At 72.9% G+C, this 25,109-nt stretch carries 29 protein-coding genes; 17 read left to right on the top strand and 12 right to left on the bottom strand.

The annotated features are described in order from the left end of the window. The 9 genes from AC1DT4_RS09895 to AC1DT4_RS09855 all read left to right on the top strand — a co-directional run. On the top strand, window positions 1-1,158 hold a 1,158-nt coding region (locus AC1DT4_RS09895; RefSeq protein WP_477089612.1), incomplete at its 5' end, for a lanthionine synthetase LanC family protein. Window positions 1,159-1,294: 136 nt separating this feature from the next. Next, window positions 1,295-2,044, top strand: a complete 750-nt coding sequence (locus AC1DT4_RS09890) for a helix-turn-helix transcriptional regulator (RefSeq protein WP_477089611.1) — start codon at window positions 1,295-1,297, stop codon at window positions 2,042-2,044. Next, window positions 2,041-3,501 carry a Fe-S cluster assembly protein SufB gene (sufB, locus tag AC1DT4_RS09885; RefSeq protein WP_477089610.1) on the top strand — a complete coding sequence of 487 codons (1,461 nt, stop codon included), beginning with the start codon at window positions 2,041-2,043 and terminating at the stop codon, window positions 3,499-3,501. The genes AC1DT4_RS09890 and sufB overlap by 4 nt, the downstream gene beginning before the upstream one ends. Beyond that, entirely contained in the window at window positions 3,501-4,817 is a 1,317-nt protein-coding gene (gene sufD, locus AC1DT4_RS09880) for a Fe-S cluster assembly protein SufD (RefSeq protein ID WP_477089609.1), read from the top strand. Before sufB ends, sufD begins: the two co-directional genes overlap by 1 nt. Further along, complete coding sequence (locus AC1DT4_RS09875; protein WP_477089608.1) at window positions 4,814-5,146, top strand: non-heme iron oxygenase ferredoxin subunit; 333 nt, start codon at window positions 4,814-4,816, stop codon at window positions 5,144-5,146. The genes sufD and AC1DT4_RS09875 overlap by 4 nt, the downstream gene beginning before the upstream one ends. A 20-nt stretch (window positions 5,147-5,166) precedes the next feature. Beyond that, window positions 5,167-5,934: a Fe-S cluster assembly ATPase SufC gene (gene sufC, locus AC1DT4_RS09870; RefSeq protein ID WP_477089607.1), complete on the top strand. Its 768-nt coding sequence runs from the start codon at window positions 5,167-5,169 to the stop codon at window positions 5,932-5,934. 20 nt (window positions 5,935-5,954) lie between these two features. Further along, window positions 5,955-7,268 carry a SufS family cysteine desulfurase gene (locus AC1DT4_RS09865; protein WP_477089606.1) on the top strand — a complete coding sequence of 438 codons (1,314 nt, stop codon included), beginning with the start codon at window positions 5,955-5,957 and terminating at the stop codon, window positions 7,266-7,268. Beyond that, window positions 7,265-7,744, top strand: coding sequence for a Fe-S cluster assembly sulfur transfer protein SufU (gene sufU / locus AC1DT4_RS09860; RefSeq protein ID WP_477089605.1), 480 nt, complete (start codon window positions 7,265-7,267; stop codon window positions 7,742-7,744). Before AC1DT4_RS09865 ends, sufU begins: the two co-directional genes overlap by 4 nt. Continuing rightward, entirely contained in the window at window positions 7,741-8,076 is a 336-nt protein-coding gene (locus AC1DT4_RS09855) for a metal-sulfur cluster assembly factor (protein ID WP_056093855.1), read from the top strand. The genes sufU and AC1DT4_RS09855 overlap by 4 nt, the downstream gene beginning before the upstream one ends. A 30-nt stretch (window positions 8,077-8,106) precedes the next feature. Here AC1DT4_RS09855 and AC1DT4_RS09850 read toward each other — a convergent pair whose 3' ends face one another. From AC1DT4_RS09850 to AC1DT4_RS09830, 5 genes are all read right to left on the bottom strand, one after another. Next, complete coding sequence (locus AC1DT4_RS09850; RefSeq protein WP_477089604.1) at window positions 8,107-8,505, bottom strand: META domain-containing protein; 399 nt, start codon at window positions 8,503-8,505, stop codon at window positions 8,107-8,109. Window positions 8,506-8,619: 114 nt separating this feature from the next. Beyond that, window positions 8,620-9,489 carry a KPN_02809 family neutral zinc metallopeptidase gene (gene ypfJ / locus AC1DT4_RS09845; RefSeq protein ID WP_477089603.1) on the bottom strand — a complete coding sequence of 290 codons (870 nt, stop codon included), beginning with the start codon at window positions 9,487-9,489 and terminating at the stop codon, window positions 8,620-8,622. Window positions 9,490-9,539: 50 nt separating this feature from the next. Continuing rightward, the gene (locus tag AC1DT4_RS09840; protein WP_477089602.1) at window positions 9,540-10,172 is read right to left on the bottom strand and encodes an energy-coupling factor transporter transmembrane component T family protein; all 633 of its coding nucleotides are present in this window, start codon (window positions 10,170-10,172) and stop codon (window positions 9,540-9,542) included. After that, window positions 10,169-10,882, bottom strand: a complete 714-nt coding sequence (locus tag AC1DT4_RS09835) for an energy-coupling factor ABC transporter ATP-binding protein (RefSeq protein ID WP_477089601.1) — start codon at window positions 10,880-10,882, stop codon at window positions 10,169-10,171. Before AC1DT4_RS09835 ends, AC1DT4_RS09840 begins: the two co-directional genes overlap by 4 nt. Before the next feature lie 7 nt (window positions 10,883-10,889). After that, window positions 10,890-11,564 (bottom strand): biotin transporter BioY, encoded by a 675-nt coding sequence (locus AC1DT4_RS09830; RefSeq protein WP_477089600.1) that lies wholly within the window; start codon window positions 11,562-11,564, stop codon window positions 10,890-10,892. Window positions 11,565-11,726: 162 nt separating this feature from the next. Here AC1DT4_RS09830 and AC1DT4_RS09825 point away from each other — a divergent pair, with 162 nt between their 5' ends. After that, window positions 11,727-13,325 (top strand): ABC-F family ATP-binding cassette domain-containing protein, encoded by a 1,599-nt coding sequence (locus AC1DT4_RS09825; RefSeq protein WP_477089599.1) that lies wholly within the window; start codon window positions 11,727-11,729, stop codon window positions 13,323-13,325. Window positions 13,326-13,470: 145 nt separating this feature from the next. Here AC1DT4_RS09825 and AC1DT4_RS09820 read toward each other — a convergent pair whose 3' ends face one another. From AC1DT4_RS09820 to AC1DT4_RS09810, 3 genes are read right to left on the bottom strand one after another with little or no spacing between them, the layout of a single operon-like run. Continuing rightward, entirely contained in the window at window positions 13,471-14,451 is a 981-nt protein-coding gene (locus AC1DT4_RS09820; RefSeq protein ID WP_477089598.1) for an SURF1 family cytochrome oxidase biogenesis protein, read from the bottom strand. Continuing rightward, window positions 14,448-14,690: a hypothetical protein gene (locus tag AC1DT4_RS09815; protein WP_477089597.1), complete on the bottom strand. Its 243-nt coding sequence runs from the start codon at window positions 14,688-14,690 to the stop codon at window positions 14,448-14,450. Before AC1DT4_RS09815 ends, AC1DT4_RS09820 begins: the two co-directional genes overlap by 4 nt. Continuing rightward, window positions 14,687-15,049 (bottom strand): DUF3099 domain-containing protein, encoded by a 363-nt coding sequence (locus AC1DT4_RS09810; protein ID WP_477089596.1) that lies wholly within the window; start codon window positions 15,047-15,049, stop codon window positions 14,687-14,689. The genes AC1DT4_RS09815 and AC1DT4_RS09810 overlap by 4 nt, the downstream gene beginning before the upstream one ends. Before the next feature lie 132 nt (window positions 15,050-15,181). On the opposite strand from AC1DT4_RS09810, the gene fabG reads away from it, so the two are divergent. Genes fabG through AC1DT4_RS09795 form a run of 3 tightly spaced genes read left to right on the top strand, consistent with a single transcriptional unit; the run spans window position 15,182 to window position 17,307 of the window. Then, window positions 15,182-15,931, top strand: coding sequence for a 3-oxoacyl-ACP reductase FabG (gene fabG / locus AC1DT4_RS09805; protein ID WP_477089595.1), 750 nt, complete (start codon window positions 15,182-15,184; stop codon window positions 15,929-15,931). A 40-nt stretch (window positions 15,932-15,971) separates the two neighbouring features. Continuing rightward, the gene (gene fabI / locus AC1DT4_RS09800) at window positions 15,972-16,742 is read left to right on the top strand and encodes an enoyl-ACP reductase FabI (protein ID WP_477089594.1); all 771 of its coding nucleotides are present in this window, start codon (window positions 15,972-15,974) and stop codon (window positions 16,740-16,742) included. Between the two features lie 46 nt (window positions 16,743-16,788). Next, window positions 16,789-17,307 carry a SixA phosphatase family protein gene (locus AC1DT4_RS09795; protein WP_477089593.1) on the top strand — a complete coding sequence of 173 codons (519 nt, stop codon included), beginning with the start codon at window positions 16,789-16,791 and terminating at the stop codon, window positions 17,305-17,307. A gap of 2 nt (window positions 17,308-17,309) precedes the next feature. Here the strand turns inward: AC1DT4_RS09795 and AC1DT4_RS09790 are convergent, their stop codons facing one another. The 3 genes from AC1DT4_RS09790 to glgC are packed head-to-tail and all read right to left on the bottom strand — an operon-like array spanning window position 17,310 to window position 20,323. Beyond that, the gene (locus AC1DT4_RS09790; RefSeq protein ID WP_477089592.1) at window positions 17,310-18,395 is read right to left on the bottom strand and encodes a DUF4037 domain-containing protein; all 1,086 of its coding nucleotides are present in this window, start codon (window positions 18,393-18,395) and stop codon (window positions 17,310-17,312) included. Beyond that, on the bottom strand, window positions 18,392-19,036 hold the full coding sequence (serB, locus tag AC1DT4_RS09785; RefSeq protein ID WP_477089591.1) for a phosphoserine phosphatase SerB: 645 nt from the start codon (window positions 19,034-19,036) through the stop codon (window positions 18,392-18,394). Before serB ends, AC1DT4_RS09790 begins: the two co-directional genes overlap by 4 nt. A gap of 45 nt (window positions 19,037-19,081) precedes the next feature. Next, entirely contained in the window at window positions 19,082-20,323 is a 1,242-nt protein-coding gene (gene glgC, locus AC1DT4_RS09780) for a glucose-1-phosphate adenylyltransferase (RefSeq protein ID WP_477089590.1), read from the bottom strand. 112 nt (window positions 20,324-20,435) lie between these two features. Here glgC and glgA point away from each other — a divergent pair, with 112 nt between their 5' ends. After that, window positions 20,436-21,662: a glycogen synthase gene (glgA, locus tag AC1DT4_RS09775; RefSeq protein ID WP_477089615.1), complete on the top strand. Its 1,227-nt coding sequence runs from the start codon at window positions 20,436-20,438 to the stop codon at window positions 21,660-21,662. Here glgA and AC1DT4_RS09770 read toward each other — a convergent pair. Continuing rightward, window positions 21,659-22,447, bottom strand: a complete 789-nt coding sequence (locus AC1DT4_RS09770) for a hypothetical protein (RefSeq protein ID WP_477089589.1) — start codon at window positions 22,445-22,447, stop codon at window positions 21,659-21,661. The genes glgA and AC1DT4_RS09770 overlap by 4 nt on opposite strands. A gap of 87 nt (window positions 22,448-22,534) precedes the next feature. Here AC1DT4_RS09770 and AC1DT4_RS09765 point away from each other — a divergent pair, with 87 nt between their 5' ends. From AC1DT4_RS09765 to AC1DT4_RS09755, 3 genes are all read left to right on the top strand, one after another. Further along, window positions 22,535-23,329 carry an ABC transporter ATP-binding protein gene (locus AC1DT4_RS09765; protein WP_477089588.1) on the top strand — a complete coding sequence of 265 codons (795 nt, stop codon included), beginning with the start codon at window positions 22,535-22,537 and terminating at the stop codon, window positions 23,327-23,329. Window positions 23,330-23,423: 94 nt separating this feature from the next. Further along, on the top strand, window positions 23,424-23,858 hold the full coding sequence (locus AC1DT4_RS09760) for an NfeD family protein (RefSeq protein WP_456845412.1): 435 nt from the start codon (window positions 23,424-23,426) through the stop codon (window positions 23,856-23,858). A 60-nt stretch (window positions 23,859-23,918) separates the two neighbouring features. Further along, a complete protein-coding gene (locus AC1DT4_RS09755) occupies window positions 23,919-25,082 on the top strand; it encodes an SPFH domain-containing protein (protein ID WP_477089587.1) in 1,164 nt (387 codons plus the stop codon). The last annotated feature ends 27 nt before the right edge of the window (window positions 25,083-25,109 follow it).

Below are 25,109 nucleotides of genomic sequence, written 5' to 3'. Positions count from 1 at the left end.
GCCCTCGAGGTCGCGGACCTGCTCGACGACGCGGAGCTGCGCGTCCGCGCCGAGCGGGCCGCGCGGATCGCGATCGCGCGCCCGCCGGTGGCCGCCGACCTGGTCTCCGGGCTCGCCGGGCACCTGCTGGCCCTGCTGCGGCTCGAGCAGCTCGGGCTCGACCTGCCCGCCGAGGCCGCCGCGGACGTCGCCGCCGAGCGCCTGATGGCCACGGCCCAGCCCGGACCGGTCGTCGGCGTCGCGTGGTCGTCCGACATCGGGGGAGAAGCCCCGCTGTGCGGTCTCGCGCACGGGGCGAGCGGGCCCGCGCTCGCCCTGGCCGAGTGGGGAGCGCGGCGCCGCCGGTCCGAGCCGCTCGCCGTCGCGCGCGAGGCGGTCGCGTACGAGCGGGCGTGGTTCTCGGTGCGGGAGGGGTCCTGGGCGGACCTGCGCGGCCTCGACGAGCGGGCCGTGCGCGAGGGCTCCACGCCCGGGTACCCGCACCTGTGGTGCCACGGGTCGCTCGGGGTCGGCGTCGCGCGCCTGCGGCTGTACGAGGTCACGGGGGACGAGGTCGACGCCGCGGAGGCGGGCGTCGCCATCGACGCGGCGGTCGGGGTGCTCGAGTCGATGGGGTCGGGGGCGGCCGACGACCTGTCCACGTGCCACGGAGTCGCCGGCGCGGTGGAGCTCCTGCTCGACGCGTCCCGGACGTTCGGTCAGCCGGTGCTCGCCGAGATGGCGCGCGAGGGTGCGGCTGCGGCAGTCGAGCTCGTCGGGGAGGGACCGTGGCCGTGCGGTGTCCCCGACGGCGGCGAGAACCCCAGCCTGTTCGTCGGGCTGGCGGGGATCGGGACGATGCTGCTGCGGCTCGACCACCCCGAGCTGCCGTCGACGGTCCGTGCCTATGCTGGCCGGACGATGTCGGACCGCGTTGTCGTCAAGCTCGCCGGCCCGCTGGACGCCGCGGAGGCGTCCCGGCGGGTCGCCTCGGTCACGGCCGCCGTCCCCGGCGCCCGTGTCGACAGGGTGTCGCCGAGCGGGCGGGTCCTCCTGCGGCTGCCCGTCGACGCGGACCCCGCCGCGGCCGTCGCGACCCTGGGCGCGCTCGCCGGTGTCGAGTACGCCGAGCAGGACGTCGTGGACTCGCACCAGGGGACCGACCCGTCCGCGGTGTGACGTAGGCCAGCGAAGGGTCTCCTTGCTTGCAGGGATGGATATTGGCAACAAGGATGTTGCCAATATCGCGGCCACCCCCACGCGCCTCCCCGCGCGCTCGGTCGCAGGATCCGGACCAGTCCCGACGGAGGTGTGCATGAGCGCGACGCTGCCGACGGTCGAGCACGCTCTCCCGGACGCCGCGGGCCACGAGTCCGACGCCGGCACCCGCCAGCGCGTGCTGCAGATCGTCGCGACGGCCGGGCCGGTGTCCGCTGCCGAGCTCGCGGCCCAGCTCGACCTCGCGCCCGCCGGCATCCGTCGGCACCTCGGGGTGCTGGAGGCCACCGACCAGATCGCGGTGCACGAGGCCGCCCGCGGCCCTCAGGGGCGCGGCAGGCCCGCACGCCGCTACGTCGTCACCAGCCGCGGCCAGGCCGCGCTCTCGCACCGGTACTCCGAGATCGCGGCGCAGGCGCTGCGGTTCCTCGCCGAGACGGCGGGGCCAGAAGCCGTCGAGGGCTTCGCCGAGCGGCGGGTCCGCGACCTCGAGCAGCGGCACACCGCGGCCGTCACCGCGGCGGGCGACGACGTCGCCGCGCGCGTCCGGGTGCTCGCCGAGGGCCTCGCCGCCGACGGGTACGCCGCGTCGGCCCGCCCGGCCCCGGGCGGCGCCGCCATGCAGCTGTGCCAGGGGCACTGCCCCGTGCAGGACGTCGCCCACGAGTTCCCCCAGCTCTGCGAGGCCGAGGCCCGGGCGTTCTCGCGCCTGCTCGGCGTGCACGTGCAGCGCCTCTCGACGCTGGCCGGAGGCGGCCACGTCTGCACCACGAACATCCCGATCTCGACCGCCCCCACGACCGCCCCTGCCCACCCCGTGCTCTCCGTGGAAGGACATTCAGCATGAGTGCACAGACCGACAGCACTGCGGCCGCGACGCCGCAGGCGACGACCCAGCTGACCCAGGACGAGGCCATCGCCTCCATCGGGAACTACAACTACGGCTGGCACGACGCCGACACGGCCGGTGCGGTCGCGACGCGCGGCCTGTCCGAGGCGAAGGTGCGCGAGATCTCCGCGCTCAAGAACGAGCCCGAGTGGATGCTCAAGACGCGCCTGAAGTCGCTGCGCCTGTTCGACAAGAAGCCCATGCCCTGGTGGGGCTCGGACCTGTCGGGCATCGACTTCGACAACATCAAGTACTTCGTGCGCTCGACCGAGAAGCAGGCCACCAGCTGGGAGGACCTGCCGGACGACATCAAGAGCACGTACGACCGGCTCGGCATCCCGGAGGCGGAGAAGCAGCGCCTGGTCGCCGGCGTCGCCGCGCAGTACGAGTCCGAGGTCGTCTACCACCAGATCCAGGAGTCGCTCGAGGAGCAGGGCGTCATCTTCCTCGACACCGACACCGCGCTGCGCGAGCACCCGGAGATCTTCGAGCAGTACTTCGGCTCGGTCATCCCGCCCGGGGACAACAAGTTCGCGTCGCTCAACACCGCCGTGTGGTCGGGCGGCTCGTTCGTCTACGTCCCGCCGGGCGTGCACGTCGAGATCCCGCTGCAGGCCTACTTCCGGATCAACACCGAGAACATGGGCCAGTTCGAGCGGACGCTGATCATCGCCGACGAGGGCTCGTACGTGCACTACGTCGAGGGCTGCACCGCGCCGGTGTACTCCAGCGACTCGCTGCACTCGGCCGTCGTCGAGATCATCGTCAAGAAGAACGCCCGCGTCCGGTACACGACCATCCAGAACTGGTCGAACAACGTGTACAACCTGGTCACCAAGCGGGCGACCGCGGCCGAGGGCGCGACCATGGAGTGGGTCGACGGCAACATCGGCTCCAAGGTGACCATGAAGTACCCGGCCATCTACCTCATGGGCGAGCACGCGCGCGGCGAGACGCTGTCCATCGCGTTCGCCGGTGCGGGCCAGCACCAGGACGCCGGCGCCAAGATGGTGCACGCCGCGCCCCACACGTCGAGCTCGATCGTCTCCAAGTCGGTCGCGCGCGGCGGTGGCCGCACGTCCTACCGCGGTCTGGTGCAGGTGCTCGAGGGCGCCCACCACTCCGCGTCGAACGTGCTCTGCGACGCCCTCCTGGTCGACCAGATCTCCCGCTCCGACACGTACCCGTACGTCGACGTCCGCGAGGACGACGTGTCGATGGGCCACGAGGCGACCGTGTCGCGCGTGAGCGAGGACCAGCTGTTCTACCTGATGTCCCGAGGCATGCCCGAGACCGAGGCCATGGCCATGATCGTGCGCGGGTTCGTCGAGCCCATCGCGCGCGAGCTGCCCATGGAGTACGCCCTCGAGCTCAACCGCCTCATCGAGCTGCAGATGGAAGGGGCCGTCGGCTGATGTCGACCACCACTGGACCCACCGCGGGTCCTCTGTTGTCCACCGACCACACGCGGGCCACGGCCGACGGGAGCCACAGCCACGGGGTCGGACCGCTCCCCGAGGCGTCCCGCGCGTCGCGGCCCACGTCGTTCGACGTGGCCGACTTCCCGGTGCCGCACGGGCGCGAGGAGGAGTGGCGCTTCGCCCCGGTCGACCGGCTCGCGCCGCTGTTCGCGGCCGACACCGACGGTGTCCTGTCCGGCCACGGCGTGCTGACGACCGTCGTCGAGGCGCCCGAGGTCGAGGTCGAGATCGTCGAGCGCGACGACGCCCGGCTGGGGAAGGCCGGCAAGCCCGGCGACCGGACCTCCGCGGTCGCGTGGGCCTCCTTCCCGCGCGCCACCATCGTGACGATCCCGCAGGAGGCCGTGGCCTCCGAGGTGACGTCGATCCGGATCGAGGGCGTCGAGGGCGCCGGCACGCACGAGGCCGCCCTCGAGCCGAGCGCGACCCACCTCCTCGTGCACGCCAAGCCGCTGTCGCAGGCCGTCGTGGTCATCGACCACATCGGCCACGCCGCGCTCACGGAGACGGTCGAGATCGTGGCCGAGGAGGGCGCGCACCTGACCGTCGTCACCGTGCACGACTGGGCCGAGGGCTCGGTGCACGCGTCGTCGCACCGCCTGCGCATCGGCCGCGACGCGACCGTGAAGCACATCGCCGTCACGCTCGGCGGCGACGTCGTCCGGATCACACCCGACGCCGAGTTCGTCGGCGAGGGCGCGAACGTGAAGATGGTCGGCCTGTACTTCGCGGACGCAGGCCAGCACCAGGAGCAGCGCCTGTTCGTGGACCACGCGGTGCCCAACTGCATCTCGCGCGTCACGTACAAGGGCGCGCTCCAGGGCGAGGGCGCGCACACGGTGTGGGTCGGCGACGTGCTCATCCGCGCCGCGGCCGAGGGCACCGACACGTACGAGCTCAACCGCAACCTCGTCCTGTCCGACGGTGCGCGCGCCGACTCGGTGCCCAACCTCGAGATCGAGACCGGTCTCATCGAGGGCGCCGGCCACGCGAGCGCGACGGGCCGGTTCGACGACGAGCAGCTCTTCTACCTGCGCGCTCGCGGCATCCCGGAGACCGACGCCCGCCGGCTCGTGGTGCGCGGCTTCTTCGCGGAGCTCATCCACGAGATCGGCGTGCCGTCGGTCGAGCAGCGCCTCATCGACGCGATCGAGCGCGAGCTGGAGAAGTCCATGAGCGTCCTGGACGCCCTCTCCCAGGGCGGCCACGTCGAGGGTTCCGAGGTGTCCCTCACGACGGAGCGTGCATGAGCGCCCAGCTGGCCTGCTACGACGAGGACGTGCCCGTCGAGGGCACGTTCCGCGTCGAGCTCGAGGCTGAGCACGGCACGGTCGAGGTCGCGCTGGTGCGCGACTCCGCCGGCGAGCTGCACGCCATCAGCGACATCTGCTCGCACGGCGCCGTCTCGCTGTCGGACGGGGAGGTCGAGGACTGCACGATCGAGTGCTGGCTCCACGGCTCCCGCTTCGACCTGCGCACCGGCAAGCCCACCGGGCCGCCCGCCGTCCGGCCCGTCCCCGTCTACCCCGTGACCGTCGACGGCCAGCGCGTGCTGGTCGACGTCGACGCCCCGCTCTGAAGAAGTCTGGAAGGAACAGCATGTCCACCCTGGAGATCCGCGACCTGCACGTCAGCGTCGAGACGAAGGAGGGCGCCAAGCCCATCCTGCGCGGCGTCGACCTGACCGTCGCCAGCGGCGAGACCCACGCCATCATGGGCCCGAACGGCTCCGGCAAGTCCACGCTCGCGTACTCGCTGGCCGGCCACCCGAAGTACCAGGTCACCTCGGGCACCGTGACGCTCGACGGCGTCGACGTCCTCGCGATGTCGGTCGACGAGCGTGCCCGCGCCGGCCTGTTCCTCGCCATGCAGTACCCGGTCGAGGTCCCCGGCGTCAGCGTCTCGAACTTCCTGCGCACCGCCAAGACCGCGATCGACGGCTCGGCCCCGCCGCTGCGCACGTGGGTCAAGGACGTCCGCACCGCCATGGACAACCTCCGCATGGACCCGGCGTTTGCCGAGCGCTCCGTGAACGAGGGCTTCTCCGGCGGCGAGAAGAAGCGCCACGAGATCCTCCAGATGGAGCTCCTCAAGCCCGCGTTCGCGATCCTCGACGAGACCGACTCGGGCCTCGACGTCGACGCGCTGCGCGTCGTGTCGGAGGGCGTGAACCGCGTGAAGGCCGGCGGTGACGTGGGCGTCCTGCTCATCACGCACTACACGCGCATCCTGCGGTACATCACGCCGGACTTCGTGCACGTCTTCGTCGACGGCAAGATCGCCGAGGAGGGCGGCCCCGAGCTGGCCGAGCGCCTCGAGAACGAGGGCTACGACCGGTTCCTGACGACGAGCACCCCGGTTCTCTGAGGCCCACGGTGACCAGCGCGGTGGTGACAAGCCGCCTCGACGGCGCAGCCCGGACGCTCGACGCGTCCGAGCTCGCCGCCGTGCGCGCGGACTTCCCGCTGCTCACGCGCACGCTGCGTGGCGGGCGGCCGCTGGTGTACCTCGACTCGGGGGCCACCTCGCAGAAGCCCGAGGTCGTCCTCGACGCCGAGCAGGACTTCTACGGCCAGCGCAACGCCGCCGTGCACCGCGGCGCCCACCAGCTGGCCGAGGAGGCCACGGAGGCGTTCGAGGACGCGCGCGACCGGGTCGCCTCGTTCGTCGGGGTGTCGCCGGGGTCGCTGGTCTGGACGTCCAACGCGACCGCCGGGATCAACCTGGTGGCCTATGCGATGTCGAACGCGTCGCTGGGCCGCGGGGGAGCGGCCGCCCGGCGGTTCGCGCTCGGTCCGGGCGACGAGATCGTGGTGACCGAGGCGGAGCACCACGCGAACCTCGTGCCGTGGCAGGAGCTCGCGCTGCGCACGGGTGCTTCCTTGCGGTGGCTCGGCGTGGACGACGACGGCCGCATCCGCGTCGACGAGCTCGACACGGTGGTCACCGAGCGCACCAAGGTGCTGGCGTTCACGCACGCGTCGAACGTCACGGGCGCCATCACCCCGGTCGCGCCGTTCGTCGAGAAGGCCCGGTCCGTGGGAGCGCTGACGGTGCTGGACGCCTGCCAGTCGGTCCCGCACCTGCCGGTGGACCTCACGGCCCTCGGCGTCGACTTCGCGGCGTTCTCGGGGCACAAGATGCTCGGTCCAACCGGCGTCGGCGCCCTGTACGGGCGGCGCGAGCTGCTCGAGGCCATGCCCCCGGTCACCACCGGCGGGTCGATGGTCGAGGTGGTCACCATGGAGTCGACCACCTACGCACCCCCGCCCCAGCGGTTCGAGGCGGGCACGCAGATGGTCGCGCAGACCGTGGGGATGGGCGCCGCCGCGTCCTACCTGGCCGAGCTGGGCATGGACGCCGTCGCCGCGCACGAGGCGCACCTGGCCGGGCTCCTGCTCGACGCCGTCGCGTCGGTGCCGGGCGTGCGGGTCATCGGCCCGACGGACACGCGCGACCGGCTGGCCACCGTCTCGTTCGTCGTCGACGGCGTGCACGCGCACGACGTCGGCCAGGTGCTCGACGACGCCGGGGTGGCCGTGCGGGTGGGCCACCACTGCGCGCAGCCGCTGCACCGCCGGTTCGGCGTAGCGTCGACCTCGCGCGCGAGCGCGGCGGTCTACACGACCGACGAAGAGATCGAGGTCTTCCGGGAAGCACTGACGGGGGTCCGGGCGTTCTTCGGTCTGGAGGTGTCATGAGCACGGGATCGATGGAGCAGCTGTACCAGCAGGTCATCCTCGACCACGCGAAGTTCCCGCACGGCAAGGGACTCGGCGTGGCCGGCGACCTGCACCTGCACACGGGCGAGTCGCACCAGGTGAACCCGACGTGCGGCGACGAGGTCACCCTGCAGGTGGACCTCGACGACACCGGGACCGTGCGTGACGTGCGCTGGGACGGGCAGGGCTGCAGCATCTCGCAGGCCTCCGTCTCCGTGCTGCACGACCTCGTGGTCGGCAACGACCTCGCCACGGTGGACCAGCTCGGCGGCACGTTCCGCGCGCTCATGCAGACGCGCGGCGCGGGGCTCGACGACGAGGCCGAGGACACCCTCGGTGACGCGACCGCCTTCACGGGCGTCGCCAAGTACCCCGCGCGGATCAAGTGCGCCCTGCTCGGCTGGGCGGCGCTGACCGACGCACTCATCAAGACCGGCGCACGGGAGAACTCATGAGCACGGACACGCCCTCGCCCGCCCCGATCACGGTGGCCGACGTCGAGGAGGCCATGCGCGACGTCATCGACCCCGAGCTCGGCATCAACGTCGTCGACCTCGGACTGGTCTACGGGCTGACGATCGACCAGACGAACACCGCCGTCATCGACATGACGCTCACGTCGGCGGCCTGCCCGCTGACCGACGTCATCGAGGACCAGTCGGCGCAGGCGCTCGAGGGGCTGGTCGACGGCTTCCGCATCAACTGGGTGTGGATGCCGCCGTGGGGCCCGGAGAAGATCACGCCCGACGGCCGCGAGCAGATGCGGGCCCTCGGCTTCAACATCTGAGCAAGCCACGGCCGAAGGCCCCGTCCGGCGTCACTCCTTGAACAGGACGCCGATCTCCTTGTGGTCCTCGTTGAACACCGTCATCTCGTCGCCGTCGACGTTGGCCGACGTGGCTGCGGACAGCCAGGTGTCGACGTTGTCGCAGGCCATCATGGTCGCGGCGAACGGACCGAGCTGAACCTCGGAGCCGTCGATCTTCCAGGTGCCGTTCAGCTGGTTGCACCCGTCGCTGCCGCTGACTGTGCCGTCGTCGGCGAGCTCGAGGTCGACCGGCGGCTCGGTGTCCGTCTGCGACCAGGTCCCGGTGACGTCGCTGGGCTCGAGGGCGGCTCCGGACGAGTCTTCGCTGCTGGAACAGGCGGCCAAGGCCGCACCGCCCAGGGCGACCACGAGACCGATCCGTACCAGGGCCGCGCGCGGTCTGCTCATGCGGCCGACGCTAGCAGCACGAACGCGCTGCTCACAGGGGTCGGTGACCCGCGCGGGAGACGGAGGTCAGCGAGGTCGAGCGCTGGGCTCCACCATCGGACCACGCCCGTCGTGTCAGAGCTGGTCCGCGGCGAACGTGTCGCACGCCTGGAAGGTGCGCTGCTCGTAGCCGGCGGTGAACCAGCGCTGCCGCTGCTCGCTGGAGCCGTGCGTCCACGAGTCGGGGTTCACCCCGCCACCGGACTGCTCCTGGATGTTGTCGTCGCCGACCGCGGCGGCCGCGCCCAGGGCGTTCTGCAGCTGCTCGGGTGTGATGGGCTCGAGGTAGGTGACGCCGGTGTCCGGGTCGACCGTCGTCGCGGCGGTGCCCGCCCACATGCCGGCGTAGCAGTCGGCCTGGAGCTCGACCCGCACGGAGTCGGAGTCGGCGCCCGTGCCCTGGCGGTTCGCCTGGTCCATGACGCCGGTGATCTGCTGGATGTGGTGGCCGTACTCGTGCGCGATGACGTACTCCTCGGCGAGCGGCCCGTCCTCGCCGCCCAGCTGGCTGAGCTGGTCGAAGAAGGAGACGTCGAGGTAGATCGTCGCGTCGGGCGGGCAGTAGAACGGCCCCGTGGAGCTCGTCGCGTCGCCGCAGCCCGTGCTGATGGAGTCGGTGAAGGCGACGGCGTCCGGCTGGCTGAACTGGCCCCCGGCGGCGGGGACGGCCTGGCTCCAGTACGTGTCGAGCGAGTCGAGCGTGGCGCTGAGCCGGCACGTGCGGTCGGTGTTCGCCTGCTCCGCCGAGCACTCGCCGACTGTCCCCTCGGGCTGCGGTGCGCCGCCGCCCGTGGCACCGGTCAGGTCCACCTGCCCGTTGGAGAACAGGTAGACGAGCAGGACGACGAGGCCGATCGCCCCGCCACCGCCGGCGGCGATCTTGCCGCCGTTGCCGCCGGTGCGGACGCGGCCGCCGCCGAAGTTGCCACCCTCCTGGAACGTCACCGAGGCACCGTAGCGACGTCTCGGCGTGCCCGCTCGTCGAGAGCGGGTGATCAGTCCTCGCCCAACCCCCGCGCGGCCAGGGCGTCACCGGTCGTCCGGGCGTGCGCGACCATCCGGACCGCCGCGGGGACGAGCAGCGCCCGCGGCTCGCGGTCGAGCCCCCGGGCGCGCGCGGCGTCGCGCGTCTCGAGCGACATCCGCGCGAGGACGGGGATGGTCCGCAGGAACAGGCCGACGGCCAGCGCGAACGTCTCGGGCGCGAGGCCGACGTGCCGCAGCGGCCGGGCCAGCCGCGCGAGGGCGTCGAGCAGGGTGTCGGCGCGCGTGGTGGCGGTGACGACGGCGCCCAGGAGCACGAGCGCCACGAGGTCGAGCGCGACCTCGACGGCCGTGGCCCAGCCGCGCGCCCACCACTGGTAGGCGCCGATCAGCGCGGCGGTCGCCAGCGCAGGCACCAGGCCGCGCGTGGTCCGGTGCCAGGGGATGCGCGCGACCACCTGGGCGAGCAGCGCGACGCCGAGCGCGACCACTGCCGAGAGGGGACCGCGGACCCACACGACGGCGACGGCGAACAGGGCGAGGAACGCGAGCTTGAACCCGGCGGACGCGCGGTGGATGACGGTGGTGCCGGGGTGGTACAGCCCGAGCGGACCGGCCCAGGGCGGGCGGATCGGGCCGCTCACGAGCGGACCTCCATGAGCGCCCGGTACGACGCGACGGCGGGAGCGGGCTCACCGTCGAACACGATCGCGCCGTCGTCCACCACCAGGACGCGGTCGGCGCGCAGGGCGGCGTCGAGGTCGTGCGTCACGACGACGACCTGCTGGCCGAGGTCCGCCAGGAGCGCGTCGACCACGCCCCGCCAACGCAGGTCAAGCAGCGTGGTCGGCTCGTCGCACACCAGCACGGTCGGCTCCGTGGCCAGCACCGAGGCGAGGGCGAGCAGCTGTCGCTGGCCGCCGGACAGGGCGTGCACGGGCACCTCGGCGTGGGCGGCCAGCCCGAACCGCGCCAGCGCGGCGCGCGCGGCGGCGTCACGCTCCGCGGGCGTCATCGGCAGCCGCCGCAACGAGAGGGCCACGTCCTCGACCGGCGTCGGCATGACCAGCTGGGCGTCGGGGTCGGTGAACATGAACCCGACCTTGCGCCGGACGGCTGCCCCGTCCGTGGCGGTGTCCAGGCCGTCCACGCGCACGGTCCCGGACGACGGCAGGACGAGGCCGTTGAGCAGGCGCGCGAGCGTGGACTTGCCCGAGCCGTTGGCGCCGACGATCGCGACCCGGCGCTCGCCGAGCTCCAGCGTCACCGGCCCGAGCAGGCGGACGACGCGGTCCGCACCGCCCGCGGGGTCCGGGCTGTAGGCGGTGACGAGGACGTCGTCGAGGACGATCACGGATGCGTCAGCGGCGCGAGCGCAGCATGTCGGGGAACGCCTTGAAGATCGCGACGGCGACGGCGGCCGCCGCGAGGTTCTTGAGCACGTCGCCGGGCCAGTAGACGACGTCGATCGCGAGGGCCTCGCGGAACGAGAGGCCGAGGCGGGCCATCAGCCCGACGATGCCGGCGGGGTGGATGGTCAGGAAGCTGGCCCCGAGGCCGGCGAGCACCAGGAGCGGGTAGCGCCACGCGGAGGTGGTCCGGACGGCCCACCCGCCCAGCCGCGCCGCGAACGCCGACGCCTGCAGGCGAGGAGCGAGCCGCAGCGCGATCCCGCCGAGGGCCCCGGCGAGCGCGGCGGCGAACGGGAAGGCCAGCAGGTAGCCGACCGACGGCTTGCTCAGCACGACGAGGCCGCCGGTGCCCTCGGCGAAGATGGGCAGGCCGGCGAGCCCGAGCGCGACGTAGAGCAGGGCGGCCAGCCCGCCGCGCCGCCAGCCGAGCACCAGGCCCGCGAGGATCACGCCGAAGGTCTGCAGCGTGATGGGCACGCCGGACGGCGTCGGGATGCCGGGCAGGATCGCGCACACGGCGATGAAGGCGGCGAAGCTGGCGACGAGCGCGACGTCCGTGCTCACCGAGGACCGAGAGACGGGTGCGGGCAGGGCGGCGGCGGTCTGGTCCTCGGGTGCGGACATGGGGTGACCCCTCGATCGTCGTGGCGGGTGCGGGCGTTCGCGCGGGAGTGGGGGTGTGACGTCCGTCCCCTGCGGCCGGTCGCCACGCTAGCCGGTCGTAGACTTGCTGGCGTTTGTGCCCGCGGCCAACGCCAGCGCGGCGAACTCGGAGGAAACCGTCAAGTGATCACTGCCCAGGCTGTCGAGCTGCGCATCGGCGCACGCGTGCTGCTCGAGGAGTCGTCGTTCCGCATCGCGGCCGGCGACCGTATCGGTCTGGTCGGTCGCAACGGCGCCGGCAAGACCACGCTCACCAAGACCCTGGCGGGGGAGACGCAGCCCACGGGCGGTCAGATCATCCGCTCGGGCGACGTCGGCTACCTGCCGCAGGACCCTCGCACGGGTGACCTGGAGCAGCTGGCGATGGACCGGGTGCTGTCGGCCCGCGGCCTCGACGAGGTCGTGCGTGCCATGCGCGCCACCGAGACGGCGATGGCCAGCGAGGACGACGGCGTCCGGGAGAAGGCGATGGACCGCTACTCCCGGCTCGACTCCCGGTTCAACGCGGCCGGCGGGTACGCCGCCGAGAGCGAGGCGCACCGCATCGCGTCGAACCTCGGCCTCGACGAGCGCGTGCTCGGCCAGACCATCGGGACCCTCTCGGGTGGTCAGCGCCGTCGTGTCGAGCTCGCCCGCATCCTGTTCTCGGGCGTCGAGACGCTGCTGCTCGACGAGCCCACCAACCACCTCGACGCCGACTCGATCATGTGGCTGCGCGACTACCTGAAGTCCTACTCGGGCGGGCTCATCGTGATCTCGCACGACGCCGACCTCCTGCGTGCGGTCGTCAACAAGGTCTTCCACCTCGACGCCAACCGCTCGCAGCTCGACCAGTACGCGCTCGGCTGGGACGCGTACCTGCAGCAGCGCGAGACCGACGAGAAGCGGCGCCGGCGCGAGCGCGCCAACGCCGAGAAGAAGGCGTCCGCGCTCATGGCGCAGGCCGACAAGATGCGCGCCAAGGCCACCAAGACCGTCGCCGCGCAGAACATGGCCCGCCGCGCCGAGCGCCTGCTGTCCGGGCTGGAGGACGTCCGCGCCTCGGACAAGGTCGCGCGCCTGCGCTTCCCGGAGCCGGCCGCCTGCGGCAAGACGCCGCTCACCGCCGCGGGACTCTCGAAGACCTACGGGTCGCAGGAGGTCTTCACCGACGTGGACCTGGCCATCGACCGGGGGAGCAAGGTCGTCGTGCTCGGCCTCAACGGCGCCGGCAAGACGACGCTGCTGCGCATCCTGGGGGGCATCGAGACGTCGGACACCGGCGAGGTGCGGCCGGGTCACGGCCTGAAGCTCGGCTACTACGCGCAGGAGCACGAGACGCTCGACATGGACCGGACGGTCGTCGAGAACCTCAAGTCGTCCGCGCCCGACCTCACCGAGACGCAGGTGCGCTCGGTGCTCGGCTCGTTCCTCTTCTCGGGCGACGACGCCGACAAGCCGGCGCGCGTGCTCTCGGGCGGGGAGAAGACCCGCCTCGCGCTCGCGTCGCTGGTCGTCTCCAGCGCGAACGTCCTGCTGCTCGACGAGCCGACGAACAACCTCGACCCCGCGTCGCGCGAGGAGATCCTCGCGGCCCTGCGCGGCTACGCCGGTGCCGTCGTCCTGGTGTCGCACGACGAGGGCGCCGTCGCAGCGCTCGACCCCGAGCGCGTGCTGCTGCTGCCCGACGGCGACGAGGACCTGTGGAGCCCGGCGTACCTGGACCTCATCGCCCTGGCCTGACCTGCAGCGCACACGACGCCCGGGACCGAGCGGGTCCGGGGCGTCGCAGGCGGCTGCTCCGCGACCGAGTCGAACGTGACCAGCGTCTTGCCCGGACGTTCCACACACCACGTCGCTGGCTCGCGCGCGAGACGAGCGTCGGAGGTCAGCCCGGGTGGTCCTCGCGCGCCGACGCCTCGGCGAGCTGGGCCTCGATGAGCGCGTCCTCGGTGTCCTCGTCGCGGCCACCTCGGCGCCGGGGGACGTCGGGCGTGGGCGCGGCCTGGGCCCGGCGGGGGCGCGCGGTGTCGCGCGTGGGCCACAGCTCGACGCCGGAGGGCGAGACCTGCACCGGTGCGGGCGCCGCCGGCTCGGCGTCGAGGAGGTCGCGCTCGTCGCGCAGCTCGCGGCGGGCGCCGAGGCTGAACGCGATCAGCCCGCCGAGCGCGAACGTCCACCACTGGAACGCGTAGGACAGGTGCGACCCCGGGTCGGTGCTCGGGGGCGGCAGCGCGCCGGGCACGGGCGAGGCGCTCGGGTCCTCCGCCGTCATCGCGACGTAGGCGTCGTAGGTCTCGCCCTCGACGCCACCGGCCGTCAGGACCTGCTCCGCGGAGATCGCCTGGACCTGGCCAGCCGGAGCGGTCCGGTTCGACGCCGGCTCGTCGTGTCGCAGCCTGGCCGTGAGCGTCACCGTGCCCTCGGGCGGCGGTGGGGCGGCGACGTCGGCGCTCGCGTCCGCCCCGGGGTCGACCCACCCGCGGTCGACGACGAGCACGGTGCCCGCCTGCGTCGGCGTGGGCGCGGTCCCCGCGGAGGCGTCGTCGACGACGAACGGGACGAGCACGTGGTACGCCGGTGCACCGTCGACCGGGCGGTTGCGCAGCAGCACGGTGCCCTCGGGCTCGTAGTGGCCGCGCACGGTCACCCGCCGCCAGACGTCGCCGTCGGTGAGCGGTGCGGCCGTGGTGGGCAGCACGGAGTCGAGGGGGACGGGGTCGGCGGACCAGTTGGTCTCCACGACGGCGATCGCGGCGTCCCGCCAGACGTGCCGGTTCCACTGCCAGCGCCCCAGGAACGTGCAGGCCACGGCGACCACGACCCCGAGCAGGACCAGGCCGACGGCGCGGCGGGCCGCGGGACTCATGACCGCGGGGCGGACTCGAGCTCCGCGGCGGGGACGGTGTCCCGGAGGAATCCGCGCACGTCCAGGAACTGTCCGAGGTGGTCGCGGTGGTCGTCGCACGCGAGCCAGACCTTCCGGCGGTCGGGCGTGTGCAGCTTGGGGTTGTTCCAGAGCAGCCCCCACGTGGCGGTCGCCCGGCAGCCGCGGCTGCTGCAGATCAGGTCGTCCACCGCGTCGGGGACGGGACCGAGCAGGCTCACGCGCGACCGTCCGGGGCGTCGTCGGACGGGCCGAGACCGCGCGCCGGCCCGGAGCCGGAACCGATCTCGCGCGGGGTCATGAACGTCCCGTCGCTGTCGCGGCGCTCGCGGCCGGCGTTGGCGAACAGGACGGCGGAGTAGGGCAGGACGACGGCGGCGACGATGAGCAGGAGCGAGGCCCACATCGGGATGCGACCCCACGTGAGGACCGCCCCGGCGAAGCAGACGATGCGGATCCCCATCTGCACCAGGTAGCGCTTCTGGCGACGGGCCATGTCGTCGGAGAGGGGCTCGGGTGCCGACGTGATGCTGTGGACCTCACCCGGGGGGACGTCCGGGTGACGACGGTTGCTGCTCACCACCTGATCGTAGTCCGGGTTCGCTGAGACGACGCTGAGGGCGCTGTTGTGCAGGTCCCACAACGCTGTGCGACGAACATGGGCGCGGACCCTGCCGTGACGTGCGGCGGACGTCGGATAGCGTCGTGTCCCGTGCCAGAGACTTCCGACAACACCAGCAGCTCCGCACCGACGGCGGCCCCGCGCAGCGTCCTCGTCACCGGGGCCAACCGCGGCATCGGCCGGGCGATCGCCGAGCGGTTCGTGGCGAACGGCGACAAGGTCGCCACGATCTACCGCGCGGGCGACCTGCCCGCCGGCGTCCTCGGGGTGGTGGGCGACGTGCGGGACACGGCCAGCGTCGACGCGGCTTTCGCCGAGATCGAGGCGGCGCACGGTCCCGTCGAGGTGCTCGTCGCCAACGCGGGCGTCACGCGCGACCAGCTGCTCATGCGCATGACGGACGAGGAGTTCTCCGAGGTCCTCGACGTCAACCTCACCGGGGCCTTCCGCTGCGCCCGCCGCGCCAGCAAGGGCATGATCCGGCTCCGGCGCGGCCGCATCATCTTCATCTCGTCGGTGGTCGGCCTCTACGGCTCGGCCGGGCAGGTCAACTACGCGGCCTCGAAGTCTGCGCTCGTCGGCATGGCCCGCTCGATCACGCGCGAGCTCGGCGGACGGGCGATCACCGCGAACGTCGTCGCGCCCGGCTTCATCGACACCGACATGACGCGCGCGCTGCCCGAGGACAAGCAGAAGGCGTACCGCGAGTCCATCCCGCTCGGCCGGTTCGCCGAGCCCGACGAGGTGGCCGGCGTCGTCGAGTTCGTCGCGTCGGACGCGGCGGGCTACATCTCGGGCGCGGTCATCCCGGTCGACGGCGGCCTCGGCATGGGGCACTGACACACTCTTTCTGCACGGCGACACACAGAACGGAACACTCATGGGTCTGCTCGACGGCAAGAAGCTCCTGGTCACCGGCGTCCTCACGGACGGGTCGATCGCCTTCCACGTGGCGCGTCTGGCGCAGGAGGAGGGCGCCGAGGTGCTGCTCACCTCGTTCGGCCGCCAGTTCCGCCTGACGCAGGCGATCGCGCGCCGACTCCCCAAGGCGGCCGAGGTCCTGCAGCTCGACGTCACCGACGCCGACGACCTCGCGGCGCTCGAGGGCCGGGTGCGCGAGGCCGGTTTCGACGCCCTCGACGGCGTGGTGCACTCGATCGGCTTCGCGCCGCAGTCGGTCATGGGCGGCAACTTCCTGGCCGGCGAGTGGACCGACGTGGCGACGGCGCTCGAGGTCAGCGCGTACTCGCTGAAGTCGCTCGCGGTGGCCACCCAGCCGCTGCTCAGCTCCGGCGGCGCGATCGTCGGGCTCACCTTCGACGCCCGCTACGCCTGGCCGGTCTACGACTGGATGGGCGTCGCCAAGGCGGCGTTCGAGTCGACCTCGCGCTACCTGGCCCGCGACCTCGGCCCGCACGGCATCCGCGTCAACCTCGTCTCGGCCGGCCCGATCCGCACCACGGCCGCGAAGTCGATCCCCGGCTTCGAGGCGATGGAGGGCGGCTGGCCCGAGCGCGCGCCGCTCGGGTGGGACGCGTTCAACCCCGAGCCGACGGCCCGCGCCGTCGCCGCGTTGCTGTCCGACTGGTTCCCCGCGACCACGGGCGAGATCGTGCACGTCGACGGCGGCTACCACGCGATGGGTCTGTGACCCGAAGTCCTGCGCGCAGCGGCCCCGCAGGTGGGACGCTGGGCGCGTGACGCCCGACACCGGCACCCGGCGACTGCTGCTGCTGCGCCACGCCAAGGCGGAGCACCCCGACCTGCTCGCGGACGTCCAGCGGCCGCTGTCACTCGTCGGGCGCCGTCAGTCGGCGCGGGTCGGCGCGGCGCTCGCGGAGGCCGACCTGGTCCCGGACCTGGTGCTCTGCTCGTCGAGCGTGCGCACCCGGCAGACCTGGGAGCTCGTGCGCGGTTCTCTCGGTGCGGATCCCGACGTCCGGTACCTCGAGGACCTGTACTACGCGGGCTCGCACGCGGTGGTCGACCTGGTCCGGGCGGTGCCCGCCGAGGTGCGGACGCTCCTCGTGGTGGGCCACGAGCCGACGATGTCGCAGGCGGCCGTCGTCCTGGCAGGCCCGGACTCGGACCCGACGACGCTCGCGCGCGTCCGGGTCGGGGTGCCGACCGCGAGCTGGTCGCTGCTGGAGGTGGACGGCTGGGACGCGCTCGGCGCGGCCACGGCGAACCTGCGCCGCCTCGTCATCCCCGACTGACGTCAGTACAGCTCGCGCAGCGCGCGGGTGCGGCCGGCATCAGTCGCGAGGTCGGTGCTCGCGGTGACCAGGTCGATGCCGCCGACGAGGGGACGCGACGCCAGCGCGCGGACCTCCGGGTCGGTCACCGCGGAGACGAGCAGCCCTGCCACCGACGCGCCGTCGACCACCGCGAACGGGCGGCCATGGAACGGCCCGGTCCGCTCGGGCACCGCGGCGGTGACGCCGAGACGGTTGTGCCGGCGGACCAGCTCGACGAGGACCTCGCCGAGCCGCTCCTGCCGGTCCTGCCAGTGATCGGCGGACAGCGCGGCGGCCATCGCCGCCCGGAGCGGGCCGGTCGACCCGAGCCGGGCCAGCGCGGTCCCGAGCCACTTGTCGTAGGGGGCGTACCGGCGCTCCTGCAGGAACGCCAGCTGGGCGGCTGTGCGGCACACCCGGGCCGTGATCATCCGCGAGCCCACGTCGTCGCCCGCCATCCCCGCGCGCGGTGCGAGGTGCTCGTCCTGGCCGACGGCCGACCAGGCGGCGGCCTGCTGGTAGAGCCACACGTCGTGCGGGTACGAGCGCAGCCGAGCGCGGACCGCCTCGAGGCCCAGGTCGTCGTGGAACACCGCGCCGGACGTGAGCGCGAGGAGTCGCTGCTGGGGGAGGACCAGCCAGTCGGCGGCCGTCAGGGGACCGCGGGGGTCGACGGGGCCGAGCACCCGGGCGAGGAGCGCGTCGAGCGTGAGGACGTCGACGCGGTGGTCCACGGGTCCGGTCGAGCCGGCGTCGCCCGGTCCGCGAGTGCCGTCGGCCGCGGCTGCGGCGGCGCGCGTCGACCAGCCGCCGACCTCGGCCGGCAGCCGGTGGCGCAGCTCCTCGTGCAGGTCGGCGGCGTGCGCCCGGTGGTCCTCGTCGGAGAGCAGCAGCTGGAGGCGCGGTCCCCAGTCGTGGTCGGTGGACGTCGCGTCGTCGAGACCGAGGACGTCCGAACCCGGGCCGACGAGCGCCGCCGTGTGGGCCAGGCCGCGCTCGACGACCACCGGGCGGACCTCGTCGTAGAGGAGGTTCGCCAGGTCGAGGCCGGGCACGAAGGTGGTCACCGCGCGAAGACCGGCAGCGCGAGCACGGCGTCGAGGCGGTCGACCACGACGGCGTCGGCGGCCGCGCACACCAGCGGCTTGGCGTTGAAGGCGATGCCGAACCCGGCCGCCGCCAGCATGTCGAGGTCGTTGGCGCCGTCGCCGATCGCGATCGTGCGCTCCATGGGGATGCCGACCGCTGCGGCGTAGTCCCGCAGCGTGACCGCCTTGGCGGCCCGGTCGACCACGTCGCCGCGCACGCGGCCGGTGAGCCGGCCGTCGACGACCTCGAGCGCGTTCGCGCGGGTCAGCGCGATGCCGAGCGACGCCGCGAGGGGCTGCACGATCTCGATGAAGCCGCCCGAGACCAGGCCGACGGGCCAGCCGCGGGACTGCAGCTCGGCGACGAGCTCGCGCGCTCCGGGGGAGAGCTCCACCTCGGCCAGCACGTCCGCCAGCACCGACTCCGGCAGGCCGGCGAGCGTCGCGACCCGCTCGTGCAGCGACGCCGCGAAGTCGATCTCGCCGCGCATGGCGCGCTCGGTGATCTCGGTGACGCGCTCCTGCGAGCCCGCGCGCGCAGCGAGCATCTCGACGACCTCACCGGTGATGAAGGTCGAGTCGACGTCCATCACGACGAGGCGGGGCTGGTGAGGGGTCACGGAACCGCACGATAGTGGCGGACGACGCAGCTCCGGGCAGGCGGCTCAGTCCTCGACGATCGAGCCCTTCGGGATGACGGTGATGCCCGACTCCGTGACGGTGAAGCCGCGCGCGCGGTCGTGGTCGTGGTCCAGACCGATGCGGGCGCGCTCCGGGATGACGACGTTCTTGTCGATGATCGCCCGGTGGACCTGGGCGTACCGGCCGATGTGGACGTCGTCGAAGAGCACCGAGTCGGTGACCTGCGCCCACGAGTGCAGGCGCACGCCGGGCGAGAGGACCGACCCGGACACCGTCGCGCCGGAGACCAGGACGCCGGGCGACACGACCGAGTCCACGGCGTGCCCGAGCCGGCCCGCACCCGCGTGGATGAACTTGGCGGGAGCCAGGCTGGTGTACCCGCTGTAGAGCGGCCACTCGTCGTTGTAGAGGTTGAACACGGGCTCGATGGAGATGAGGTCGATGTTCGCCTCGTAGAACGCGTCGATGGTGCCGACGTCGCGCCAGTAGTCCCGGTCGCGCGGCGTCGAGCCGGGGACGTCGTTGCGCAGGAAGTCGTAGACGCCGGCCGTGCCGCGCTCCACGAAGTACGGGGCGATGTCGCCGCCCATGTCGTGCCGCGAGCTCACGTTCTCCGCGTCCGCGGTCACGGCGGCGACCAGGGCGTCCGCGTTGGCCACGTAGTTGCCCATCGACGCGAGGATCTCGCCGGGGGAGTCGGCCAGGCCCACCGGGTCGGTCGGCTTCTCGAGGAACGCCTTGATGCGCGTGGGGTCCGTGGGGTCGACCTCGATGACGCCGAACTGGTCGGCCTCCTCGATGGGCTGGCGGATGGCCGCGACGGTGAACTCGGCGCCCGAGGAGATGTGGGCGTCGACCATCTGGGAGAAGTCCATGCGGTACACGTGGTCGGCGCCGACCACGACGACGATGTCGGGGCGCTCGTCCTCGATGATGTTGAGGCACTGGTAGATGGCGTCCGCGCTGCCCAGGTACCAGTGCTTGCCGACGCGCTGCTGCGCCGGGACGGCCGCCACGTAGTTGCCCAGCAGCGGCGACATGCGCCACGTCTTGGACACGTGCCGGTCGAGGCTGTGCGACTTGTACTGGGTCAGCACGATGACGTGCAGGTACCGCGAGTTGATGACGTTCGACAGGGCGAAGTCGATGAGCCGGTACAGCCCCCCGAAGGGCACGGCCGGCTTGGCACGGTCAGCGGTGAGGGGCATCAGACGTTTGCCCTCCCCACCTGCGAGGACGATAGCGAGGACGCGCGGCGCTGCCATGGCTACGACCCTAGGCCCCCGGCGCGGTCCCAGCGAGGCGTGGTGTCGCTCACGCGCTAGCGTGTCGGCGGGAGAGCCGGACGCGGGTGCCGGTGGCGAGGGGATGGTTGAAGTGCGTGTCGACCTGCTGACCCGGGAGTACCCGCCGTTCATCTACGGCGGTGCTGGCGTCCATGTCGCGGGGCTGTCCCGCGTCCTCGAGCGCACGATCGACGTGCGCGTCCACTGCTTCGACGGACCGCGCGAGGACCCCCGGGTCACGGGGTACTCGGTGCCCACGGAGCTCGCGAACGCCAATGCCGCCCTGCAGACGTTCGGCATCGACCTCGAGATGGCCGACGCGGTCGGCAAGGTCGGTCCCGACGGCGTCGCGTCCGACCTGGTGCACTCGCACACCTGGTACGCCAACCTCGGCGGGCACCTGGCCGGCCTGCTGCACGGCCTGCCCCACGTCGTCAGCGCGCACAGCCTCGAGCCGCTGCGGCCGTGGAAGGCCGAGCAGCTGGGCGGTGGCTACGCGCTGTCCAGCTGGGCCGAGAAGACCGCCTACGAGGGCGCCGCGGCGGTGATCGCCGTGAGCGGGGGCATGCGGGAGGACATCCTGCGGGCCTACCCGAAGGTCGACCCGGCGCTGGTCAAGGTCGTGCACAACGGGATCGACCTCGACCAGTGGCAGCGCCCGACCGACGACGAGGCCGTCGCGAAGGCGGACGCGACCGTGCGGGCGCTCGGCATCGACCCGTCGCGCCCGGCCGTCGTCTTCGTCGGTCGGATCACCCGCCAGAAGGGGCTGCCGTACTTCCTGCGCGCGGCCGAGCTGCTGCCGCCGGACGTCCAGGTGGTGCTGTGCGCCGGCGCCCCGGACACCCCGGCGATCATGGCCGAGGTCAGCGGGCTGGTCGAGCAGCTGCGGGCGCGCCGGTCGGGCGTGGTGTGGATCGAGCAGATGCTGCCGCGCGACGAGCTCATCGCGGTCCTCATGCACGGCACGGTGTTCGCGTGCCCCTCGATCTACGAGCCCCTCGGCATCGTCAACCTCGAGGCGATGGCGGTGGGGCTGCCGGTCGTCGGGACCGCCACGGGCGGCATCCCCGAGGTCATCGACGACGGCGTCACGGGCCGCCTCGTGCCCATCGACCAGCTGCAGGACGGCACCGGCACCCCGGTGGACCCCGACCGATTCGTCGCCGACCTGGCCGAGGCGCTCACGGACGTCGTCGGCAGCACCGCGCGCACGGCGGAGTGGGGGCTGGCCTCGCGGCGGCGGGTCGAGGACCACTTCACGTGGGAGGCCATCGCGGACCGGACCCTCGAGGTGTACCGGGCGGCGCTGGCCTAAGGGCTGAGCTGGGACGCCGCCGCCGACATCGCGCGGCGGGCCATCCGGTCGACCTCGCGCAGGGCGGTCGAGCGCTGGTCGGCCTGCCACAGGTTGACCGCGGCGCCGTCGTCCTGGGTGGCCAGCGCGACGATGGCCCGCAGGCGGGCGGCGGACGCGAGCACGCGGACCCGCCGTCCCTCGAGCCCGTCCGGCAGCCGCCAGGCGGGCAGCTCCAGGTCCCGCAGCGCCGCGACCTGCTCGGCGGCGTCGGGCCGCCACCGGGCGACGTCGAGCTTGACCAGGGCCTCCGTCGCCTGGAGCAGGCCCTGGCGCAGATCCCGCTCGGCGTCCTGCAGCGAACCCGTCCGCGCGTGCGCGGCGTGCCGCCAGTCGGGCACCTCGGAGACCTCCCACGTGACCAGGTGCCCGGGCTCGAGCTCGGACCCGAAGCGCTGCACGACGGGCACCGCGACGAGGCACTCCTGCGGCGTGCGGACCAGCACGGCCTCCCCGGCCTCGGTCGCCGCGGAGCTCACCGACGCAGGGGTCGCGCCCGGGTCTCCGGGGACCGGCAGCACCGCCGCTACGTCCCGCGGAGATCCGGCGAGGACATCCAGCAGCGTGCCGAGGGGCTCCTCGGCGACGTCGTCGCGCAGGGGCTCGTCGGGGGACGGCCGGCGTTGCACCGTGTGCGGCTCGTCGTCGGACTGCAGGGCGTCGACCAGCACCGACCGGTCGGCACGGTCGTCCGCCAGCCACAGGGCGAGCAGGACGGAGCGGGGGAGCTCCAGGGTGAGGTCCACCGGACAACGGTAGACGTGAGCGAACCCCACCGGCGAACGGCCCGTCGCACGCCGCCGACGTGCGGCTCGACGGTTAGGGTCATGCCCATGACCGACGTGCTCGACCTGCAGGCCGTGACGATCCGCCGGGGAACGACGACGATCCTCGACGAGGTGAGCTGGACGGTCCGGGAGGGTGAGCGCTGGGTGGTGCTCGGCCGCAACGGCGCCGGCAAGACCACCCTGCTCCAGGTGGCCTCGGGTCGGATGCACCCGACCAGCGGCACCGCCGACCTGCTGGGCTCGCGGATGGGCCGGGTGGACGTCTTCGAGCTGCGCCCGCGGATCGGTCTGTCGAGCGCGTCGCTCGCGGACCGGATCCCGGCGGGGGAGCGGGTGCGCGACGTCGTCCTCACCGCGGCGTACGGCGTCACCGGTCGCTGGCGCGAGGAGTACGAGGCGCTGGACGAGTCGCGCGCCACCGACCTCCTCGCGGCCTTCGGGGTGGCCCACCTGTCCGACCGCTACTTCGGGACCCTCTCCGAGGGCGAGCGCAAGCGCGTGCAGATCGCCCGGTCGCTCATGACCGACCCCGAGCTGCTGCTGCTCGACGAGCCGGCCGCCGGCCTGGACCTCGGCGGCCGGGAGGAGCTGGTCGCCGCTCTCGCCGAGCTGGCGGGCGACCGCAAGTCGCCGGTCCTCGTGCTGGTCACGCACCACGTCGAGGAGATCCCGCCCGGCTTCACGCACATCCTGCTGCTGCGCGAGGGCAAGGCGTTCGCGGCGGGGCCGATCGACCAGGTCCTCACGCCGGAGACGCTGTCGGGAGCCTTCGACCTGCCGCTGGTCGTGGACCGGGCCGACGGCCGTTGGGCCGCACGGGCGGACTCGTCACAGGGTTGAGGTTGGGCCAACCGATCGCAAAGAAAAAGCCTAGTATCGATGGGGACGCGGGATCCGTCGACGGACTCCGCCCCGACCGAGGGAGTAGGCCCCGATGGGTTGGCTGTGGTGGATCGGTGCGGCGCTCGTGCTGGGCATCCTCGAGATGCTCTCGCTCGACCTGGTGCTCATCATGTTCGCCGGGGGAGCCCTGGCAGGCGCCGCCGCCTACGGGCTCGGCGCCCCGGTCGGCGTCCAGATCATCGTGGCGGCCCTGACCTCGGTGGTCCTGCTGGCCACGCTGCGGCCGTTCCTGCTCAAGCGCCTGCGTGAGCGCACACCGCTGATCGAGACGAACTCGGCCGCGCTCGTCGGGCAGGAGGCGGTCGTCGTCTCCACCGTCACGGTCGAGGGAGGCCGCGTGAAGCTCAACGGCGAGGTCTGGAGCGCACGCGTCGACGTCGCGCAGGCGATCCCGCCGGGCACCGAGGTGCGCGTCTCGCGCATCGACGGCGCAACCGCGGTCGTCGCGCCCGTCGCGGGCCTCTGACGCAGACTCGATCCACGTACGACCCGCGGGCAGCGCGTCCGCGCCACGTCAGGAGGCTTGATGTTCTTGGACAACGTCGGCTCGGGCACGATCGCCGCCTACATCGTCGGCGCTCTGATCCTGCTGTTCGTCATCGTCGCCCTGGTGCGGGCGGTGCGGATCGTGCCGCAGGCCACCGCGGTCGTGGTCGAGCGGCTCGGCCGGTACTCGCGGACGCTGGACGCCGGCCTGCACCTGCTCATCCCGTTCGTCGACCGGGTGCGCGCGAGCGTCGATCTGCGCGAGCAGGTGGTGTCGTTCCCGCCGCAGCCCGTGATCACGTCCGACAACCTCGTGGTCAGCATCGACACCGTCATCTACTTCCAGGTGACCGAGCCGAAGTCGGCGGTCTATGAGATCGCCAACTACATCCAGGGCATCGAGCAGCTCACCGTCACGACCCTGCGCAACGTCGTCGGTTCGATGGACCTCGAGCAGACGCTGACCAGCCGCGACCAGATCAACGGCCAGCTGCGTGGCGTGCTCGACGAGGCGACCGGCAAGTGGGGCGTGCGCGTCAACCGCGTCGAGCTCAAGTCGATCGACCCGCCCGAGAGCATCAAGGGTTCGATGGAGCAGCAGATGCGCGCGGAGCGTGACCGTCGCGCCACGATCCTCACGGCCGAGGGCATCAAGCAGTCCCAGATCCTCACGGCCGAGGGGCAGAAGCAGGCAGCGATCCTCACGGCCGAGGGCAACGCGCAGGCCGCGATCCTCAACGCCGAGGGCGAGGCGCGCGCCATCCTGCAGGTGTTCGACGCCGTGCACCGCGGCGACGCCGACCCCAAGCTGCTGGCCTACCAGTACCTGCAGATGCTGCCGAAGATCGCGGCGACCCCGTCGAACAAGATGTGGTTCCTCCCGTCGGAGCTCACGAGCGCGCTCGGCGTCTTCGCCAAGGGCTTCGGCGGACCGTTCGCGCCGGACGACAGCGGACGCCCCGCGGGCACGTCGCCGCTGGGCGACGACCTGCCGCCGACGACGCTGACCGACCCCGCGGAGGCGCTCGCCGAGGCGCGGCGCGAGTCGGCCGCGGCCACCGCGGACGCGACGAGCTCGGGCACGCTGAGCGGGCTGCCGTTCGACCCGTCGGTCGAGCTGGGCCAGCGCCCGGGCGGGGGGGCGGTGCGTCCGCGCGCCACGCCGCCGGCCCCCGAGCCGCCGGAGGACGCGCCCACGCAGTGAGGTGATGCCGGACCCAGCGGCCCGGCC

It is taken from the genome of Cellulomonas sp. P4_D11 (assembly GCF_056401915.1).
The sequence above is the reverse complement of the archived record's forward strand: the minus strand, read 5'-3'. Positions and strand labels throughout refer to the sequence as shown.